Source organism: Variovorax paradoxus, from assembly GCF_022009635.1.
Lineage (GTDB): Bacteria > Pseudomonadota > Gammaproteobacteria > Burkholderiales > Burkholderiaceae_C > Variovorax.
Genome location: NZ_CP091716.1, coordinates 3,287,853 through 3,304,478, shown reverse-complemented (window position 1 = coordinate 3,304,478; position 16,626 = coordinate 3,287,853). Strand labels below are relative to the sequence as shown.

General features: G+C 65.7%; 17 protein-coding genes and 1 pseudogene. 9 read left to right on the top strand and 9 right to left on the bottom strand.

The window, feature by feature from the left end:
• Positions 1-30: 30 nt before the first annotated feature.
• The 5 genes from L3V85_RS15305 to L3V85_RS15285 form a co-directional block, all read right to left on the bottom strand.
• The gene (locus tag L3V85_RS15305; RefSeq protein ID WP_058142325.1) at positions 31-525 is read right to left on the bottom strand and encodes a hypothetical protein; all 495 of its coding nucleotides are present in this window, start codon (positions 523-525) and stop codon (positions 31-33) included.
• A 2-nt stretch (positions 526-527) separates the two neighbouring features.
• The gene (locus L3V85_RS15300; RefSeq protein WP_201020794.1) at positions 528-2,354 is read right to left on the bottom strand and encodes a heavy metal translocating P-type ATPase; all 1,827 of its coding nucleotides are present in this window, start codon (positions 2,352-2,354) and stop codon (positions 528-530) included.
• A gap of 41 nt (positions 2,355-2,395) precedes the next feature.
• On the bottom strand, positions 2,396-3,721 hold the full coding sequence (locus L3V85_RS15295) for an MFS transporter (RefSeq protein ID WP_058142327.1): 1,326 nt from the start codon (positions 3,719-3,721) through the stop codon (positions 2,396-2,398).
• A gap of 59 nt (positions 3,722-3,780) precedes the next feature.
• Complete coding sequence (locus tag L3V85_RS15290; RefSeq protein WP_058142328.1) at positions 3,781-4,065, bottom strand: metal-sensing transcriptional repressor; 285 nt, start codon at positions 4,063-4,065, stop codon at positions 3,781-3,783.
• Positions 4,066-4,139: 74 nt separating this feature from the next.
• Positions 4,140-4,286, bottom strand: coding sequence for a hypothetical protein (locus tag L3V85_RS15285; RefSeq protein ID WP_212635703.1), 147 nt, complete (start codon positions 4,284-4,286; stop codon positions 4,140-4,142).
• Between the two features lie 16 nt (positions 4,287-4,302).
• Here L3V85_RS15285 and L3V85_RS15280 point away from each other — a divergent pair.
• Positions 4,303-5,595, top strand: a pseudogene (locus L3V85_RS15280) (heavy metal translocating P-type ATPase); the annotation flags it as partial.
• A gap of 195 nt (positions 5,596-5,790) precedes the next feature.
• Here the strand turns inward: L3V85_RS15280 and L3V85_RS15275 are convergent.
• On the bottom strand, positions 5,791-6,069 hold the full coding sequence (locus L3V85_RS15275) for a metal/formaldehyde-sensitive transcriptional repressor (RefSeq protein ID WP_058142329.1): 279 nt from the start codon (positions 6,067-6,069) through the stop codon (positions 5,791-5,793).
• Positions 6,070-6,193: 124 nt separating this feature from the next.
• Between L3V85_RS15275 and L3V85_RS15270 the strand changes: the two genes are divergently transcribed.
• The gene (locus L3V85_RS15270) at positions 6,194-7,102 is read left to right on the top strand and encodes a LysR family transcriptional regulator (protein WP_058142330.1); all 909 of its coding nucleotides are present in this window, start codon (positions 6,194-6,196) and stop codon (positions 7,100-7,102) included.
• A gap of 207 nt (positions 7,103-7,309) precedes the next feature.
• On the opposite strand, the gene L3V85_RS15265 is transcribed toward L3V85_RS15270, so the two are convergent.
• Entirely contained in the window at positions 7,310-8,221 is a 912-nt protein-coding gene (locus L3V85_RS15265; protein ID WP_237679972.1) for a LysR family transcriptional regulator, read from the bottom strand.
• A gap of 123 nt (positions 8,222-8,344) precedes the next feature.
• Here L3V85_RS15265 and L3V85_RS15260 point away from each other — a divergent pair, with 123 nt between their 5' ends.
• Genes L3V85_RS15260 through L3V85_RS15250 form a run of 3 tightly spaced genes read left to right on the top strand, consistent with a single transcriptional unit; the run spans position 8,345 to position 11,437 of the window.
• On the top strand, positions 8,345-9,340 hold the full coding sequence (locus tag L3V85_RS15260; RefSeq protein WP_237679971.1) for a Bug family tripartite tricarboxylate transporter substrate binding protein: 996 nt from the start codon (positions 8,345-8,347) through the stop codon (positions 9,338-9,340).
• A gap of 9 nt (positions 9,341-9,349) precedes the next feature.
• Entirely contained in the window at positions 9,350-10,894 is a 1,545-nt protein-coding gene (locus L3V85_RS15255) for an amidase (protein ID WP_237679970.1), read from the top strand.
• Positions 10,895-10,915: 21 nt separating this feature from the next.
• A complete protein-coding gene (locus L3V85_RS15250) occupies positions 10,916-11,437 on the top strand; it encodes a hypothetical protein (protein ID WP_337250118.1) in 522 nt (173 codons plus the stop codon).
• Between the two features lie 18 nt (positions 11,438-11,455).
• Here L3V85_RS15250 and L3V85_RS15245 read toward each other — a convergent pair whose 3' ends face one another.
• Complete coding sequence (locus tag L3V85_RS15245) at positions 11,456-12,364, bottom strand: LysR family transcriptional regulator (RefSeq protein WP_237679969.1); 909 nt, start codon at positions 12,362-12,364, stop codon at positions 11,456-11,458.
• Between the two features lie 114 nt (positions 12,365-12,478).
• Here L3V85_RS15245 and L3V85_RS15240 point away from each other — a divergent pair, with 114 nt between their 5' ends.
• The 4 genes from L3V85_RS15240 (at position 12,479) to L3V85_RS15225 (ending at position 15,638) form a co-directional block, all read left to right on the top strand.
• The gene (locus L3V85_RS15240; RefSeq protein ID WP_237679968.1) at positions 12,479-13,750 is read left to right on the top strand and encodes an SGNH/GDSL hydrolase family protein; all 1,272 of its coding nucleotides are present in this window, start codon (positions 12,479-12,481) and stop codon (positions 13,748-13,750) included.
• A 78-nt stretch (positions 13,751-13,828) separates the two neighbouring features.
• Positions 13,829-14,050 (top strand): hypothetical protein, encoded by a 222-nt coding sequence (locus L3V85_RS15235; protein ID WP_237679967.1) that lies wholly within the window; start codon positions 13,829-13,831, stop codon positions 14,048-14,050.
• Between the two features lie 10 nt (positions 14,051-14,060).
• A complete protein-coding gene (locus tag L3V85_RS15230; RefSeq protein ID WP_237679966.1) occupies positions 14,061-14,588 on the top strand; it encodes a 2'-5' RNA ligase family protein in 528 nt (175 codons plus the stop codon).
• A 33-nt stretch (positions 14,589-14,621) separates the two neighbouring features.
• Complete coding sequence (locus tag L3V85_RS15225) at positions 14,622-15,638, top strand: phosphotransferase (protein ID WP_237679965.1); 1,017 nt, start codon at positions 14,622-14,624, stop codon at positions 15,636-15,638.
• 16 nt (positions 15,639-15,654) lie between these two features.
• Here the strand turns inward: L3V85_RS15225 and L3V85_RS15220 are convergent, their stop codons facing one another.
• Positions 15,655-16,584, bottom strand: a complete 930-nt coding sequence (locus L3V85_RS15220; RefSeq protein ID WP_237679964.1) for a hypothetical protein — start codon at positions 16,582-16,584, stop codon at positions 15,655-15,657.
• Positions 16,585-16,626 lie beyond the last annotated feature (42 nt).

The following is a 16,626-nucleotide window of genomic DNA, read 5'->3' as shown; positions in this document are numbered from 1 at the left end:
GGCCCTTGACTGGTCAATGGGGAACTGACGTCAAGCGCGGAGTGGGGGCGCTCTTACCTGTGGACGGACTACGCCTGTGGAGTACAGGGGTGCCGCCTGGCGGGGCCAATCGTCAGGCTGCCGGCGAATATCGACCGACGGTGCTGCCACTGCCATGAGCAGCGCAACGAAGGCTGCATGCTGCTGGTCGCCATCGGACTTCTCGGACGAAGCGACGAACGTCCTGCCCTCAACGCGAAGTGCGAGGACCGAATGGCCGCCGCCGATTCCCGAACAATCCTCGATATGCCGAGCGTCTACGGTGTGCCCGTCATGCACCTCGGCGTTGTGCGCATGCACGTCGGCGAGGGCCAGACCATCGACACCGAAGTCATGGTGATGCGCATGCAACGGTGCTCCTACCTGATCGACCACCAGCAGCAACACCAGGACCAGTCGCGCCATCCATGCGAATGTGCGCACGACAGCGTTCGCTGGCGTAGCGTGCACCGTGGCTGTCGGGGATGGAGGCTGCTGGATTGTCATCGTCACGTACCAGCGATCTTCACCCGCAACAGCTTCACGGAATTCAGGAACACCAGGACGTCAGGGCCGAGGTGGATGAAGGCGGCCTGAATCGGTCCGATCCATCCCAGCAACGCGGCGGTGATTCCCAGCACATGCACGACACCGACACCAACCCACAGGTTCTCCTGGATGGTGCGGTAGGAGCGGCGTGCAATGCTGCGTGCAGCCACGATCTTGCTCAGGTCGTCGGTCATCAACGCGATGTCTGCGGCCTCAAGGGCTGCTTGGGCACCGCCGCCGCCCATGGCGATGCCGACATCTGCGCTCGCCAGTGCGGGCGCGTCGTTGACGCCATCGCCGACCATGGCGACCTTGAGCCCTTGCTTCTGAAGTTCTGAGATCGCGACGACCTTGCCCTCCGGCATCAGGTCGGCTTTAACGTCATCTACTCCGAGTTCGCCCGCGATCGCGTTGGCCGTTGCGGCGTTGTCTCCTGTCAACATGACGACACGCTTGACGCCGCTTTCCTTGAGCGAGGCAATCGCCGCACGCGCTCCCTGCCTCAACGTGTCCGCAATGAAGATGACACCGACAAGCTTGCCGTCTACCGCCACATGCACCGGGGTGCGGCCGGACTCTGCGACAGGTTGGTCGATCGTCACCCCGGCTTCAAGCAGCAGCGCCGGATTGCCCACCAGTACGATCTTGCCGTCGACGGTCGCCTTGACGCCGCGTGCCTGCAACTGTTCAAAAGTCTGTGGCTCCGGTACCTGAATGCTTCGGCGCGTCGCACCCTCGAAAACAGCTTTGGCCAGCGGATGCGCAGAGCGTCGGTCTGCCGCAGCCGCAAGGCGCAGAAGATCGTCCTCATTGAGGGTCGGGTCAAAGGACTGAACCTGTACGACCTCCGGCTTATTCGCGGTCAGCGTGCCGGTCTTATCAAAGACCACCGCGTCGGCCTTCGCCAGCAGCTCCAGATAGAGGCCGCCCTTGATCAGAATGCCGCTCCGCGCGGCGCGGGCGATTGCGGCAATCATGACGAGCGGTGTCGCCAAGCCAAGCTCTGCCGGCGATGTGAAGATCAACAGCGTCACCACCTTCGAGACATCGCGCGTGACGAGGAATACGCCGACCAGAAAGATCAGAACGACCGGGATCAGCCAGCTCGCCACCTTGTCCGCCAGCTTCTGTACTGGTGCTCTTTCGGACTCGGCGCTCTCGACCAAGGCAATGATGCGGGAAAAGATCGTGTCGCCGCCGACCCTATCCGTGCGCACGTCGATCGCACCGGATTCGACGATTGTTCCGGCGAAGACTTGCGTGCCCTCGGTTTTGTCCTGGGGCACGCTTTCGCCAGTGATCGGCGCCTGATTCACTGCAGCGCTGCCGCCGACCACCACGCCGTCAACCGGAATCTTCTCGCCGGTACGCACGAGAACGACTTGCCCGGCCTTGACCGCGGTGATGGGCACTGTGCGCTCCGTGCCATCCTCGCGGACCAGTGCCGTCTGCGGCACAGCGCCGATCAGTTCCTTGATGGATGCCCGCGCGCGATCAGTGTTCAACTCGGCGATGAACTCGGCAATGAGGATGATGACCATCAACACAGCGCCGGCAACCGTTTCGCCGCCGAACACCGCGACGAGCGTTGCAATCGTGACGAAGATTTCGGTACCGATTTTTCGTTCGGTGAACAGATCAATCAGCCCGGTCTTGACTAGCGGGTAAAGGCCGATGCCGACCGCTGCCCACAGGACGTAGAGCGGGACAAGCTGCCGCCAATAGAGCAGTGCGACGGCTCCCGTCAACACGATGCGCCCGACCTCGATCCAGCGCTCCCGCGTCATGAGCCCGAGGACGCTACTCTTAGATGTATCAGCTAGGTGGTTCATCGTTCTAAGCCCGGCCAGCGTGGGTGCAAGTCGTCCACCACATAGGGGTGGGTATGGCGCAGTCCTGCGGTCCTTGGCTCGGTGCCATCCGCGTGCGCGTGACCTGGCGGTAGGTCATGGTGCTCATGCTCAAGCACTTCCGGGTCATCGGCCGGCCATAGCTTGAGGGTCAGTACAAGCGCGACGATCGCTGCCGCACAGTGCACTGCGAAGGCCCAGGGAAGCCCCGCTCTTGCCCCAAGCCACCCGGCCAATGGATAGAACACCAGCCAGCAGGCATGTGATAGCGCGAACTGCGCCGCGTACACCGACGGTCTATCTTCTGGATGCGCAGAGCGGCGCAGCAACCGACCCGAAGGCGTCTGAGCAGCGGAGTATCCAAGGCCGAGCACGAACCACAACGGCAGCAGGCCATTCATTCCCTGAACGATCGACCCAAGGGCCAGGCCCAGCACCAGCACGGCTAAACCTGCGAGCATCACTGGCCGATCGGGTAAGCGCTCCAGTGCCCGGGGCAAGGCCAGCGCTGCCACCATGGACCCTGCACCGAATGTCGCCAAGGCCAATGCGACCTGGGTTTGGCTCAAGCTCCAAGCGGACTGCACCAGCACCACGGTGTTCACGAAGACCATGGCACCGGCCGCTGCTACGCCGGCCTGCACGGCCCATAGTCCCCGCAACCGGGGAGTCGCGAGGTAGATGCGCAGGCCGCGCGTCGTGCGGTCGTAGATGCCGCGATGCTCGCTCGCCTTGGGGCTCGGCAGCACGACTGAAACCACAAGCGCGGCGGACGCAAGAAAGCCGACGACTGTGCCGGCGAACAAGTTGTGAAAGCTGACGACCGTTAGAAGCGCCGCCGCCAGCATCGGGCTCACGAGGCTTTCCAGGTCGTAGGCCAAGCGCGAAAGCGAGAGCGCCTGGGTGTATTCCTTCTCATCGGGCAGTACGTCGGGGATCGTCGCCTGGAAGGTGGGCGTGAAGGCCGCCGACGCCGCTTGCAGTACGAAGATCAGGACATAGACCTGCCACGCCTGCGAAACGAAAGGCAGCAGTAGCGCAACGGCAGCACGTACCAGATCCAGACAGACCAGCATCGTGCGGCGAGGGAATCGGTCAGCCAGCGCAGTTGCGACCGGCGCCACACCGACGTAGGCCACCATCTTGATCGCGAATGCGGTGCCGAGCACCGTTCCCGCATCCGCGCCGGCCAACTGGTATGCCAGCAGCCCGAGCGCCACCGTCGCCAATCCCGTACCGACGAGCGCGATCACCTGTGCGAGAAACAGGTGTCGGTACGTGCGGTTGGCAAGAATCTGCAGCATGGCGTCAGACGCTCGCGGTTCCCTGGTGAATCAGTTCGGCAAGAGACGGCATAGAAGGCTCACAGGTATCGGGTGATCTCTTTGAACTCGGCCATGGACTCGCGTTGATCGCGCGCCAAGGGGCCAACCACATCCTCCAGGCAGTGATCAAGGTGGTCCTGAATGAGCGTCTTCTTCGCCTGCTGAATCGCCTTCTCCACCGCCTGTAGCTGCTGTGCGATGTCGAGGCAGGAGCGGCCTTGCTCGATCATTTCCACGATGCTGTTCAGATGACCTCCGGCGCGGCGCAGCCGCTTAACGATCGCGGGATGTGACTGATGTGTATCGGAGTGATGTGTGTGCATAACCGAGCGCCTTGATCCTATGCCCCTGGAGGGGATATCTTACAGGGTTTAGTCCCCTTGGTGTTGCACTGCCCTTAGCCGTCAGCCAGCACCCACGAGGCCGGCAACTCATCCGCCTCGTTGCAGCCGTAGGCGATCTCGTTGCGCACGAAGTCGTACACCGCACCGATCCGCTGATGCAGTGAAGGCGCGCCACCCGCGCCCGGCGACAAGCTTTTCAATAGCCGGGTGCTGGAAGTCTTCGAGTTCGAGGTCACGGCTTCGGCGTCGAATTCGACGCTTGCGCGCATCATCCATGCTGTCGAGGAAGCGCAGGCGACGCGCGCGCCGACGCAGGGCTTCGTCGACCGCTTCGCGGCGGTCTACACGCCGGCGATCTTCATGATCGCGCTGACGGTTGCGCTGCTCGGCCCGTGGCTGCTCGGCTGGAGCTTGATGCAGGCCATCTACAAGGCGCTGGTGCTGCTGGTCATCGCCTGCCCCTGCGCGCTGGTGATCTCGACGCCGGTGACCATCGTCAGCGGCCTGGCGGCGGCCGCCCGTCGCGGCATCCTGGTCAAGGGCGGCATCTACCTCGAAGAGGCGCGCAAGCTGAAGGCGATCGCGCTTGACAAGACGGGCACGATCACCGAGGGCAAGCCGCGGCTGGTGGATTGGGCCGTCGTCGATCTGGAAACCGAGGCGGCGCAGGCCGAACACGTCGCCGTGGTGCTGGCCAGCCACTCCGACCATCCGGTCTCGCGCGCGATTGCTGCCGGCCTGAAGCCCAACGGTGTCGAGGCGCGGGACTTCAGGGCGCTGGCCGGGCGTGGTGTGCAGGCCGAGGTCGGTGGCGTGACCTATGTGCTCGGCAACCACCGCCTGATCGAAGAACGTGGGCAGTGCTCGCCGGCGCTGGAGCAGCGGCTGAAGCAGCATGAGGAGATGGGCCGCACCGTCACGCTGCTGGCCAGGCCGGAGAGGGTCCTCGCGCTGTTCGCAGTCGCCGACACCATCAAGCCCTCCTCGCGCGAGGCCGTCGCGTCGCTCCAGGCGCTGGGCATCACCCCGGTCATGCTGACCGGCGACAACCAGGCCACCGCCACGGCTGTCGCGCTGGAGGCCGGCATCGCGCAGGCACGCGGCGACTTGTTGCCCGAGCACAAGCTCGAAGCGATCAAGACGTTGCAGCGCGATCTAGGACCAACCGCGATGACCGGGGACGGCATCAACGACGCGCCCGCTCTCGCGCAAGCCGACATCGGCGTGGCAATGGGCGCGGCCGGCACCGATACCGCGATGGAAGCAGCCGATGTCGTCGTGATGAACGATGATCTGCGGCGCATCGCCGAAACGGTAAAACTGTCGCGTTCGACCCATGCAGTGCTGTGGCAGAACATCACGCTGGCACTCGGCATCAAGGCCGTCTTCCTTGTGCTCGCCGTCTTTGGAAACGCAACGATGTGGATGGCGGTCTTCGCCGACATGGGGGCCAGCCTGTTGGTGGTGCTCAACGGACTGCGGTTGCTGGGCAAAGCGCAGAAAGCCTGAACGGTCGCGGCAGCGTGCTGCGGCTCAACAACTGCATTCGTCCGCTGAGCGATAGCCACCCTACGGTCATGGCACTCGGCCTACTGTCGATGGCGCTCTGCGGTGGCAACCAGGACAGGTCCCCATCCACTCGCTCGTGATGCGCGATCGTCGATGATCCTCCCAAGAGGTCTGCGCCCATAGGCGGCATCGGATTCACTTCATATAGCTGCGCAGAATTGCGATCAGTTCCGCAGCGCCTTGCTCGCGCGTACCGTCTCCGGGGTCCTGCGGATTGGCGATGTGCGAGTTGATGTGCCCCTCCATGACTTCGCGCATCAAGCCCGTCAGCGCGCCGCGTGCCGCAACGATCTGATGCAGGACCTCGGCAGATCTCTTTTCGGCTTCCAGAGCACGCTCGATCCCCTCTAGCTGTCCGCGGATGCGACGCACACGAGCGAGGAGCTTTGGCTTCTCCCTGACTGTGTGATTCATGATAGATGTTCATCTTTGTTTAGGATAGGGGGGTATGGTATATTGACTTCATCCTTGGAACAAGAATGGGGCGGACGTGTTGGGCGGGTCGGCCACACCAAAACAACGCGAAAAGGAGGCCGCTATGGAGTTCAGGTTGTTGCGCTACTTCATCGCCGTAGCGGAGGAGTTGCACTTGGCCCGAGCGGCCGAACGTTTAGGCATCGAGCAGTCGCCGGTGTCGCGTGCGATGCGCGACCTCGAACGTTTGCTTGACGTGCAGTTGTTCGACCGCAGCACGCGCCAAACGCGCCTGACCTGGGCTGGCAAAGTGCTGTTGGGCGAAGCCCGGCGCGTGCTCGCAACGGTCGATCATGCGGTACAGGCGACCAAGAGCGCGGCCCAAGGCTATCAGGGCACATTGCGCATCGGCATCTGCGACAGCCTGGCCCAGCCGCGCATCGCGTTGCTGTTGGCCCGTAGCCGCGAGGAAGAGCCAGAGTTGGGCATCCGCGTCTTTGAGTTGCCGTTCTCGCAGCAGCTCAAAGGCCTGCACAACGACCTGCTCGACATCGGCTTTGCGCTATCGGATGGAGTCAACGACGGGCTGGTGGCCGAGCCGGCTTGGAGCGATCCGCTGTCGGTGATTGTGCCGGCGCGCCATCCGCTGCTTGCTCATGTCCAAGTCAAGTTGCAGGATGCCTTGAAGTTCCCGTTGGTGCTGTGCCACCCGGATGCAGGTTCGGGCTGTCACAGCCAAATCCAGGCGGTGCTGGATGGAGCAGCCGTAACACCCAAGGTAGCCGACCACGTGACGAGCCTGGGCGTGATGTTGACACTGGTGGGCGCAGGCTATGGCATTGGTTTCGCGATCGGTTCGCAGGTGCAGACTTGGCAGCGCCCGGACATCGCAATCCGGCCGCTGGCCGGCACGGCGCCGACGCTGACCACGTTCCTGCTGCGCCGCCAGGGAGAGCCGTCCGAGCCGATGAAGCGCTTCATCAGTCGCGTGAAGGCGATTGGCGGGGCACCAGGCGGTGAGACTGGCGCTTGAACGCGAGCCGCCAGAACCTGAGCTTTGGTGGCTGTTGCTGATCGTCCCCAGACGGCGACGGAAGCAATGCGTTGACGAGCACGATTGACTGGTACAATATGTGGTCTTTTCCCGTGCGGTGAATGGGAAAATCCAGTTGTCAATCAACGGGTTGGATGCTTGGGATTGTTCCCTTCGCCCGCTCCAATCCCCCTCCCCTGAGTCGCGTCACGTAGCCTTCACCGCGTCGACCAGAAAGCGCACGAAGGCTTTGCCCGCGTCGGGCAGCGAGCGGCCCGCCATGGTCTCTATCGCCAGGTGACGCTCGTTCATCTCGCGGTCCTTCAGCGGTATGACGACCAGCGCCTTGCTCTGCAGCAGCGGCTTCATCGACAACGCACCGTAGAAGGCAATGCAGTCCCCGCCCGCCGCCGCGAAGCTCAGCAGCGCGCTCGCGTGGTTGCTGGACATGGCCTGCACATAGCGCAGCCCCTGCCGGCTGCAACTGGCGTCGAGCAAGCGCCGTATCGAGCTGTCTTCCTGCGGCAATCCCAACGGATACGCCACCACCTGGCGCAGCGACAACTGCCGCTGTGATGCCAGCGGATGATCCTTGCCCATCACGGCCAGGATGGGGCTGGGGTGCCGCAGCTCGACCTCGATGCCGGGCTCTGGCATGGCGCTCAGGGTGATGCCTACATCGGCTTCGCCGTCGCGCACATGCCTCGAGATGTCGGCCGGGGAACAGACCTGCAGATGAAAGCGCACGCCCTCGTGCTTGCGCCGGAAGCGTGCGATCAGGGTCGGGATGAAGTCGAAGGCGAAGCCCTCGGTGCTCGCCACGCGCACGTGTCCGCTGCGCAGACCGCGCAAGCCGGCGATGTCGTTGGCGACCCGCTCGATGTCCTGCTGCGCCCGCTTGGCGTGTGCCGCCAGCAGTTCGCCGGCGGCGTTGGGCACCATGCCGCGCGCGTGGCGCTCGAACAGCAGCGTGTCGAGTTCGCGCTCCAGCCGCGCCACCTGGCGGCTCACCGCCGATGGCGCGACGTTGAGCTTGAGCGCCGCTTCCTTCACCGAACCGGTCTTCACGACCTCGAGAAAGTAGCGGACCGCGGTTTCCTGCAATGCACGAAATGGCATGGAATTCTCCAGTTCTCGATTGCCGATTCGGCAACGAAAGATTCTAAACATTGCGCTTGTTGCATCGACCCACGGCTCCTAGGATGGTTTCGTTACGCACTCTCTCGAACCACAGGAGCCCCGATGAACCGTCTTCCGTCCATGGCCCGCGCGACCTTCGCCTTGCTGTATGGCTTCGGCCTTGCCGCCGTGCCGCTGACCGCGCCTGCAGCGGAGACGGCTTTCCCCACGCGCCCCATCACGCTCGTGATCCCCTTCCCGCCCGGAGGCGCCACGGACGTCAACGGCCGCGTGATCGCGCAGCGGCTGGGCAAGGAGCTCGGCCAGAGCGTCATCATCGAGAACCGCGGGGGCGCGGGTACGGTGATCGGCGCGAGCTACGTCTCGAAGGCTCCGCCCGACGGCTACACGCTGCTGGTCAGCTCGGGCACCACCTTCACCGTCAACCCGGCCATCCGCGCCAACCTGCCCTACGACCCCGTCAAGAGCTTCGAGCCGATCGGCATCGCGGGGCGCACCGGGCTGATCCTGCTGGCCAACAGCGAGGTGCCGGTGCAGACGGTGAAGCAGTTCGTCGACTACGTGAAAGCGTCGCCGGGCAAGTATTCATACGGTTCCTTCGGCACCGGCACCACCTCGCAGTTCGTCGGAGAAAGCATCCTGCACGCAGCCGGACTGAAGATGACGCATGTGCCCTACAAAGGCAGCGCGCCGGCCATGACGGACCTGATGGGCGGGCAGATTCCCTTCAGCATCGACACCGTGAGCGCGGCCATACCGCAGCTCAAGAGCGGCAAGATCAAGGCGATCGCCGTGACCACCGCCAAGCGCTCCGCCCTGCTGCCCGATGTGCCGACCATGGCCGAGAGCGGCTACAACGACATCGACATGGACACCTGGCTGATGCTGGCCGCGCCGAAGGGCCTGCCCGCCGACGTGAAGGCCAGGCTCGAAAAAGCCCTGGCCGTGACCATCGCAGACCCCGACACGCGCGCCAAGCTGCTGGGCCAGGGGCTGGAGCCGGCCTACAGCAATGCCGCCGCGGCCAGCGAACTCATCAACCGCGAGCTGCCCGTGATGCGTGCCGTGGCCGCGCGCGCGAACATCACCGCCGATTGAAGAAGCCCCATGAGCCCTGCATCGAACATCCCGCCCGGCACTGAACTCGTCGAACGATCCGCCGTCGAGTTGCGCCGCCTCATCGGCAGCAAGGCCGTCTCGCCGGTCGAACTGCTGGAAGCCTGCATCGCGCGGATCGAGCGCGTAAACCCTTTCGTCAACGCAGTGACCGCCACCTGCTTCGAGCGCGCGCGCGCCGAAGCCAGGAACGCGGAAAGCGCGGTCATGCGCGGCGCCCCTCTCGGGCTGCTGCACGGCCTGCCGCTGGGCGTGAAAGACCTCGAGCCCACGCAAGGCCTGCTCACGACCTGGGGCTCCGCCATCTACCGCGACCATGTGCCGACGGAAGACATCGAGCTGGTGGCCCGCCTGCGCCGCGCGGGCGCCATCGTGGCGGGCAAGACCAACGTGCCCGAGATGGGCGCGGGTGCCAACTCGCGCAACGAAGTGTGGGGAGCCACTGGCAACCCCTTCAATCCGAACCTGAATGCGGGCGGCTCTTCCGGCGGTTCCGCCGCCGCGCTGGCCTGCGACATGCTGCCGGTGTGCACCGGCTCCGACACCGGCGGTTCGCTGCGCATTCCGGCGGCCAAATGCGGCGTTGTGGGTTTCCGGCCTTCGCCGGGCATCGTGCCGAGCGTGCGCAAGCCGCTGGGCTGGACGCCGATCTCGGTGGTCGGCCCCATGGGCCGCACCGTGGAAGATGCCTGCCTGCAACTGGCCGCGGCCGCCGGCATGCACGCGGGCGACCCGCTCAGCCATCCGCTGGACCCGTTGTCTTTTCTCACGCCGGCCCAGATCGATCTGGCCGGCCTTCGCGTGGCATGGACCGAAGACTTCGGCACCTGCGCGGTGGACGACGGCATCCGCGCCACATTCCGCCGAAAGATCGAAGCAATGCGACACCTGTTCCGGCGTTGCGACAAGGTCGAGTTCGACATGGGCGAGGCGCATCGCTGCTTCGACGTGCTGCGCGCCGAGGCCTTCGTGGCGGGCATGCAGGCGGCGTACGAGCGAGACCCGGACAGCCTGGGCCCCAACTCGCGCGCGAACTACGAAATGGGCGCGCGCATGAGTCTGCTCGACAGCGCCTGGGCGCAGGCCGAGCAGACGCGTCTTCTCAAGCGCTTCCAGGCGACCTTCGCCGACTACGACCTCGTGCTGTCGCCGACCACGCCGGTCTCGCCCTTTCCATGGACGCAGCCGTATGCGGACACCATCAACGGCGAGGCGCAGGCCAATTACTACCGCTGGCTGGCGCTGACCTACGTGGTCACGCTCACGACGCACCCGGCAATCTCGCTGCCCTGCGGCGTCGACCACGCAGGCATGCCTTTCGGGCTGCAGGTCGTCGGTGGATTCAGGGCGGACCACCAGGTGCTGGGCGCGGCGCACGCCATGGAGGCCGCCTTTTCCCGCGATGCGCAACTGCGCCGTCCGCGCCCCGACCTGGCCGCGCTGCGAGCGGCCGAGCCTGCGCTGACATCGATCGTCAGGACGCCGCCCGTCTTCGACCGCGGGGCCATGGGAGCCTCCGGCATATCGGTTGTCTGAGGCTCGTCGGCGGGTTTCGGCTTGTTTGCTCTCGCATCAAAATACTGTATATTCAAACAGTACTTCACGGGAGTTCTGAAATTCCCAATCCCGGTCAATTGCCCCAAGCACACCAGGACGATGAACCAAGCTGAACTGTTTTTTCCCCGCGCAACCACGCCGGCCCCCATGCCTGTCACTTCGTTGCCCGAATTCGATACCCCGCTCCACTTCGTGGAGGTCGAAGCAGAGGCCGAAGAAGCCGATGCCTCGCCACCAGAGGCCTACACCGTGCGGCTGGCCGACTACGCCTTGCCGTCAGCCGACGCCGCAAGGGTGGCCGAGCAACGCTTCCGGCGCGAAATCGACAAGCAACTGGGCAGCGACGTCATCGCCGCCCTGCGGGCATTCCAGAATGCCAGCGAGTCGAGCGAAAGCGAACTTTCGAAGGCGGAAATCGCAATGGCCAAGCGCTGGGCAAAGGCCTACGACGCCGCACGGACCGCCGGCTTTCGCGACCTGGGCGAAACCGACGAGGCGTACTTCGAAGTCCGCGCCGACTGAGTACTCTCAGCCCCGTTCTCAGCTCCGTTTTGCCGGCACCGCCCCCGGCAGGCGCGACACCTGCTCGGCCAGGAAGTCCACCATCACCCGCACCCGCTGCGGCAGATGACGGCGCGGCGCATACAGAAGGTGCAGCTCCTGCGCGGGCCCCGTGTGCCGGCCGAGCACCCGCACCAGCCGGCCTTGCGCCAGCAGGTCCGCCACCATCCATGTCGGCTGCAATGAAATGCCGGCGCCGCCGAGCACGCTGTCCAGCATCGCCACCGCGTTGTTGACGCGGTAGCGGCTGCGCACCGGCACCATCTCTGGCCCGCCCGGTCCTTGCAACAGCAGGCCGTCGTCTCCGCCCGCATAGCGCAGGTAGTCGTGCGTCAGCAGGTCCTGCGGCTTGCGCGGCTTGCCGCGCGCGGCGACGTAATCGGGCGATGCGACCAGCACGCGCGGCCATGTGCCGAGGTGGCGGCCGACAAGATCGGGCGGCAGCGTGCCGCCGACCCGCAGCGACACGTCGATGCGTTCCTCCAGCGGATCGACGAAACGGTCGTCCAGCACCAACTCAAGTTCGATGTCGGGGTACATCGCCAGGAACTCCAGCGCCATCGCATTGAGATGACGCTGGCCCAGCGTCACCGGCGCACTCACCCGCAGCAGGCCGCGCGGCTGCTGGATGCCTTCGCGCGCATCGGCCACCGCTTCGCCGTAGTCCTCCAGCACGCGCCGCGAGCGCTCGTGAAAGCGCTGCCCCTCCTCCGTCAGGCTCAGGCCCGCGGCGGTTCGCCGCAACAGCCGCACGCCGAGCGAACGCTCCAGCCCCGCGACGAGTTTGCTGACAGTGGGCTGCGTGGTGCCGAGCGCACGCGCCGCACCCGACAGGCTGCCCAGCTCGACGCTGTGAACGAATGCTTCGATGGCGCGCAAGGTGTCCATGCCAGGTGTATTCGAATATGGAATGGTGTGGATGCCATTCTGCCGACTACCCATCTTTCTATGCATGAATGAAAGTCCGGCTCACCGATCCGCTTTTCATCCAAGGACATGCAAATGACCGCATCCAGGTTCACCTCGCTCATCCGTCGCGGCGCCTTCGCGCTTTCGCTTGCCGGCGCCGTCGCCGCATCGGCTGCCGAGCCCGCATCCACCCACTGGAGCCCCAGCTGGATGGCCAGCACCCAGCCCATCTGGAGCGGCGATTTCGCGTTGCCCCCGGGCCTGCCATTCCAGTTCAACCGGCAGACCGTGCGCCAGGTGGCGCGGCTGAGCATCGGCGGCACGCGGCTGCGCGTGGTGATCAGCAATGAAGGCGGCACCTCGCCGCTGCACATCGGTGCGGCCCACGTGGCGCGCCATGCGGAAGGCTCCGCGATCGCAGAAGGCAGCGACCGGCCGCTGCGCTTCGGCGGCCAGGCCGAAGTGACCGTGCCGCCCGGCGCCCGGCTCGTCAGCGATCCGGTCGACATCGCGCTGCCACCGCTCGGCGAGGTTGCCGTGTCGCTCTACCTGCCGCGCCCCAGCCAGCCCGCGGGCTTTCACTTCGACGCCCGGCAGACGGCCTACCTGGCGGACGGCGACCTGACCGCCGCACCGCGCATGCCCGTCGCAGCCAGCCAGTGGAGCACCCGCGTCTACGTCAGCGGCCTGATCGTCGAAACGCAAAAGCCCCCTACCACCGTCGTCACCCTCGGCGATTCGCTGACCGACGGCAACGGCTCCACGCCCGGCGCCAATACCCGCTGGCCCGATGCGCTGGCCGAGCGACTGGCAGTCCGCGACGTCGCCGTACTGAACGCCGGCATCTCCGGCGGCCGGCTGCTGAAAGACGGCATGGGCCGCGCCGGCCTTGAGCGTGCGGGCCGCGACGTGTTCGCGCAGCCGGGGGTGCGGGCCATGGTCGTGCTGCTGGGTACCAACGACATCGGCTGGCCCGGCGGGCCCTTCGCTCCCGCCGAACCCGCGATGCGCGCGAAAGAGCTGATTCAGGGCTTCAGGCAACTGATCGAGATGGCCCATGCCCACAACGTGCGCATCGTGGCCGGCACCATTCCACCGAACGAAGGCGCGCTGAAAGGCACGCCGCTCGAAGGCCATTACTCCCCCGAAAAAGACAAGGTGCGCCAGGCCGTGAACCGCTGGATCCGCGAAAGCGGCGCGTTCGACGCGCTGGTCGACTTCGACGCGCTGCTGCGCGACCCGGCCCATCCGTCGCGCCTGAAGGCGGCCATGGACTCGGGCGACCACCTGCATCCGGGCGACGCCGGCTACAAGGCGATGGCCGCAGCCATCGACCTGGATGCCCTGCTCGGCATCGCGCCCTGAGCTCGCAAATATACTGTACATACATACAGTATTTCTCTAAAATTCGTCGTCTCCAAGAACAACATCGAGGCGACGCCGATGACCACCGCCAACCCGCCCGCGCCCTCCGCGCAGGCTCTTTTCTTCTCGAGGCTGCATCCGTTGCAGCCCCGTTCCCGCAAGGGCCGAGTCTCCACCTGGCCCTTCAAGGTGGCCCGCGAGCATGGCCACGGCGACATCGATGACAAGAACGACGTTCGCGTCCAGGCGGCGCGCGTCATCCGCACGACGGCCGAGAGCTGGTGGCCGTCGGAATCCTGAAGGAACGACCATGACCGAAAGCAGACAGCTTCTCATCGGACTCTTCCCTACTGAACCAGTGCAGGCGGCGATCCACGCGCACCGCCAGGACTGGTGGTGGCCGAAGCGTTGCTCGTTTCCACCACAGGAACGCCTGCACCTGACGCTCCAATACCTCGACGATCAGCAAGGCGACGCGGAGCGGCACCTGCGCGCCGCTCTTGCCGGCGTGACGATGCAGCCGCTGGATCTCACGCTCGACCGCTCGTGCACGTGGGTCGACAACGAGGATCCAGTCTCGGTCGTGCAACTCTCGGAACACCAAGGGCTGCGCCGCCTGCAGCACGACATCAGCCTTGCGCTGCGGCGCTCGGGCTTCTCCTCGCGGCTCTCCGGCGGATGGACGCCGCACATCACGATCGCACGCAATTCAGAGCGCGCCGCCGGCCCCATGTCCCTCGAACCGATTCACTGGACCGCCAGTGAATTCCGCCTGGTCCGCTCGCACTTCACCCGCCCGTTTCGTCATGAGCCACTGGATTCGTATCCTCTGCATTGAGGCAGAACATGCGTCAGGCGCTACAGTGATCGCATGCTGACGCCACCCGACATCTCGCACGAGACCATCGCCCGACATCTTGCGCAGGCCTACCGGCTTCGCATCACGCGGTCCGAATTCCTGCCACGGGGAGCAGGCATCGGATCAGCGGCCTTCCGTGTTCAGGCGGATGACGGCACGCCGTACTTCCTGCAGTTGCGCCGCAGCGACGTCAATCCGTCCACTCTCGCCCTCCCCGCCTTTCTTCATCACGACAAGGGCATCGAGCCCGTGATCGCCCCCATACCTACGGCAGACGGCGCGCTGAGCACCCAAAGCCAAGGCCTCGACTGGGCGCTCTACCCCTTCTTCGACGGCCAGAACGGCTTCGACCGCGCCCTGTCCGATCGGCAATGGATCGCACTCGGCGCAGCGCTCGCCGCCATCCACCGCAGCGAACTGCCCGAAGCCCTGCTCGCCAGCCTCCCCAAGGAAAGCTACGCGCACCAATGGCGCGAAGGCGTTCGCCGCTATCAGCGCCGCTTCATCAACGGCATCGCTGGCGACGGCATCGTCCAGCGCTTTCTCGCGTTCTGGGAAGAGCATGCCGAAGAGATCGACACCGTCGTCTACCGCAGCGAGCAACTGGCGTCCATCCTGCTCGAACGCCCGCCCCGGCTCGTGCCGTGCCACTCGGACATCCATGCGGGCAACGTCCTCGCGGGCGATGGAGAACGGCTGGCCATCGTCGGCTGGCACGCGCCGATCCTCGCGCCGAAGGAGCGCGACCTGATGTTCATCGGCGGCGGCGTCGGCAACACGTGGAACCAGCCCGGGCAGCAAGCGCTGTTCAACGAAGGCTATGGCCCGGCGGACATCGACGCGGTCGCGCTGGCCTACTACCGCTACGAGCGCATCACCAAAGATGTGCTCGAACTCTGCGACCGGATACTCGACAGCGCCAACGCCAGCGCAGAAGAGCGAGAAGAAGGCTTGCGCCGGATGCAGAGCCTGTTCGTGCCGAACGGCGTCGTCGCCATCGCGCACCAGAGCTACGACGCCGTGACCTGAGCCAGGCACTGGCGCGTCAGATCAGCAGGTCTTGCGCGTCGTCCTCGAAGCCGGCCATCGGCTGGGCCTTGGCCAGCGCCAGCCATATCCCGAACGGAATGCGCTCGAAGCTGCGATGCACAGCCGCGCGCGCCACCACGAGCCGTTCGCCTTCGAGCACCATCACGCCGCACTCGGCCGGCACTTCTTCGGGCTTGGCGATGCAGCGGCCCTTCGCGTCGTTGCCCAGCACGTACCAGCACTCGCCGCCCAGGTCGAGGTACGCGGCGCGCTTGTCGGGCTTGCGCAGGTCGCCCAGCAGGTCGGCGCGGCTTACTTTCACCTCGTGCACGATGGGGTGCGCATAAGCCTCGACGCTGGTATTGCGGATCGAGAACACATCGGGCCGCGCAATGCACCAGCGCTGCTTGCCGCCCTCTTCCAGCGGCGGCAGCCTGGCACGCAACCCGAGGCCGCGCCATGCGATGCGGCCGCCGCGCGTCATCTCGCGCGCCACGCGCTCCACCAGCGCCTCGTGCGGCGACATGGCCGCGCGGTTGATGGTGAGCGTGGTCGCGATGCGCGCGATGCCTGCGTCGGTCACGCGCAGCGTCTCGTGGCCGTGCGCGCTGCGCACGCGCTCCAGGAAGCCGCCCGCCAGCAGCTCGACCTCGATGGCGTCGCAGCAAGGCCAGCCGGCCGAGCGGTAGATCTCGCGCAGGCGTCGTGCGTGCAGCTTGCCGAAGGGCACCTCGATCACTTCACAGGAGGCGGACTGCATCGGCGGCGGCTCGACCACCGGCGGCGGAAAACCGGGGTCGGTCACGGGCGGCATCACCGGCGGCGGATCGCCCTCCGGGGGCAGCACGGGCGGCGGTGGCGGCGGCATGGGCACCGGCACGTCGGGTGCGGGCGGCGGCGGACCGATGGGCGTGGCGATGACGGGGTCGAGGACGAGTTCGGACATGGCTCTGGCAGGTTATCGAAAAGTCGTTCGGAACGCGAGGCA

Bases quoted from the DNA above. Each gene is read 5' to 3' on its own strand.
- L3V85_RS15235 (WP_237679967.1), top strand. From the start codon at position 13,829: ATGACCACCGCCAACCCGCCCGCGCCCTCCGCGCAGGCTCTTTTCTTC.
- L3V85_RS15220 (WP_237679964.1), bottom strand. From the start codon at position 16,584: ATGTCCGAACTCGTCCTCGACCCCGTCATCGCCACGCCCATCGGTCCG.
- L3V85_RS15255 (WP_237679970.1), top strand. From the start codon at position 9,350: ATGAGCCCTGCATCGAACATCCCGCCCGGCACTGAACTCGTCGAACGA.
- L3V85_RS15295 (WP_058142327.1), bottom strand. From the start codon at position 3,721: ATGCTGCAGATTCTTGCCAACCGCACGTACCGACACCTGTTTCTCGCA.
- L3V85_RS15245 (WP_237679969.1), bottom strand. From the start codon at position 12,364: ATGGACACCTTGCGCGCCATCGAAGCATTCGTTCACAGCGTCGAGCTG.
- L3V85_RS15305 (WP_058142325.1), bottom strand. From the start codon at position 525: ATGACAATCCAGCAGCCTCCATCCCCGACAGCCACGGTGCACGCTACG.
- L3V85_RS15230 (WP_237679966.1), top strand. From the start codon at position 14,061: ATGACCGAAAGCAGACAGCTTCTCATCGGACTCTTCCCTACTGAACCA.
- L3V85_RS15290 (WP_058142328.1), bottom strand. From the start codon at position 4,065: ATGCACACACATCACTCCGATACACATCAGTCACATCCCGCGATCGTT.
- L3V85_RS15270 (WP_058142330.1), top strand. From the start codon at position 6,194: ATGGAGTTCAGGTTGTTGCGCTACTTCATCGCCGTAGCGGAGGAGTTG.
- L3V85_RS15300 (WP_201020794.1), bottom strand. From the start codon at position 2,354: ATGACGCGGGAGCGCTGGATCGAGGTCGGGCGCATCGTGTTGACGGGA.
- L3V85_RS15240 (WP_237679968.1), top strand. From the start codon at position 12,479: ATGACCGCATCCAGGTTCACCTCGCTCATCCGTCGCGGCGCCTTCGCG.
- L3V85_RS15225 (WP_237679965.1), top strand. From the start codon at position 14,622: ATGCTGACGCCACCCGACATCTCGCACGAGACCATCGCCCGACATCTT.
- L3V85_RS15260 (WP_237679971.1), top strand. From the start codon at position 8,345: ATGAACCGTCTTCCGTCCATGGCCCGCGCGACCTTCGCCTTGCTGTAT.
- L3V85_RS15265 (WP_237679972.1), bottom strand. From the start codon at position 8,221: ATGCCATTTCGTGCATTGCAGGAAACCGCGGTCCGCTACTTTCTCGAG.
- L3V85_RS15275 (WP_058142329.1), bottom strand. From the start codon at position 6,069: ATGAATCACACAGTCAGGGAGAAGCCAAAGCTCCTCGCTCGTGTGCGT.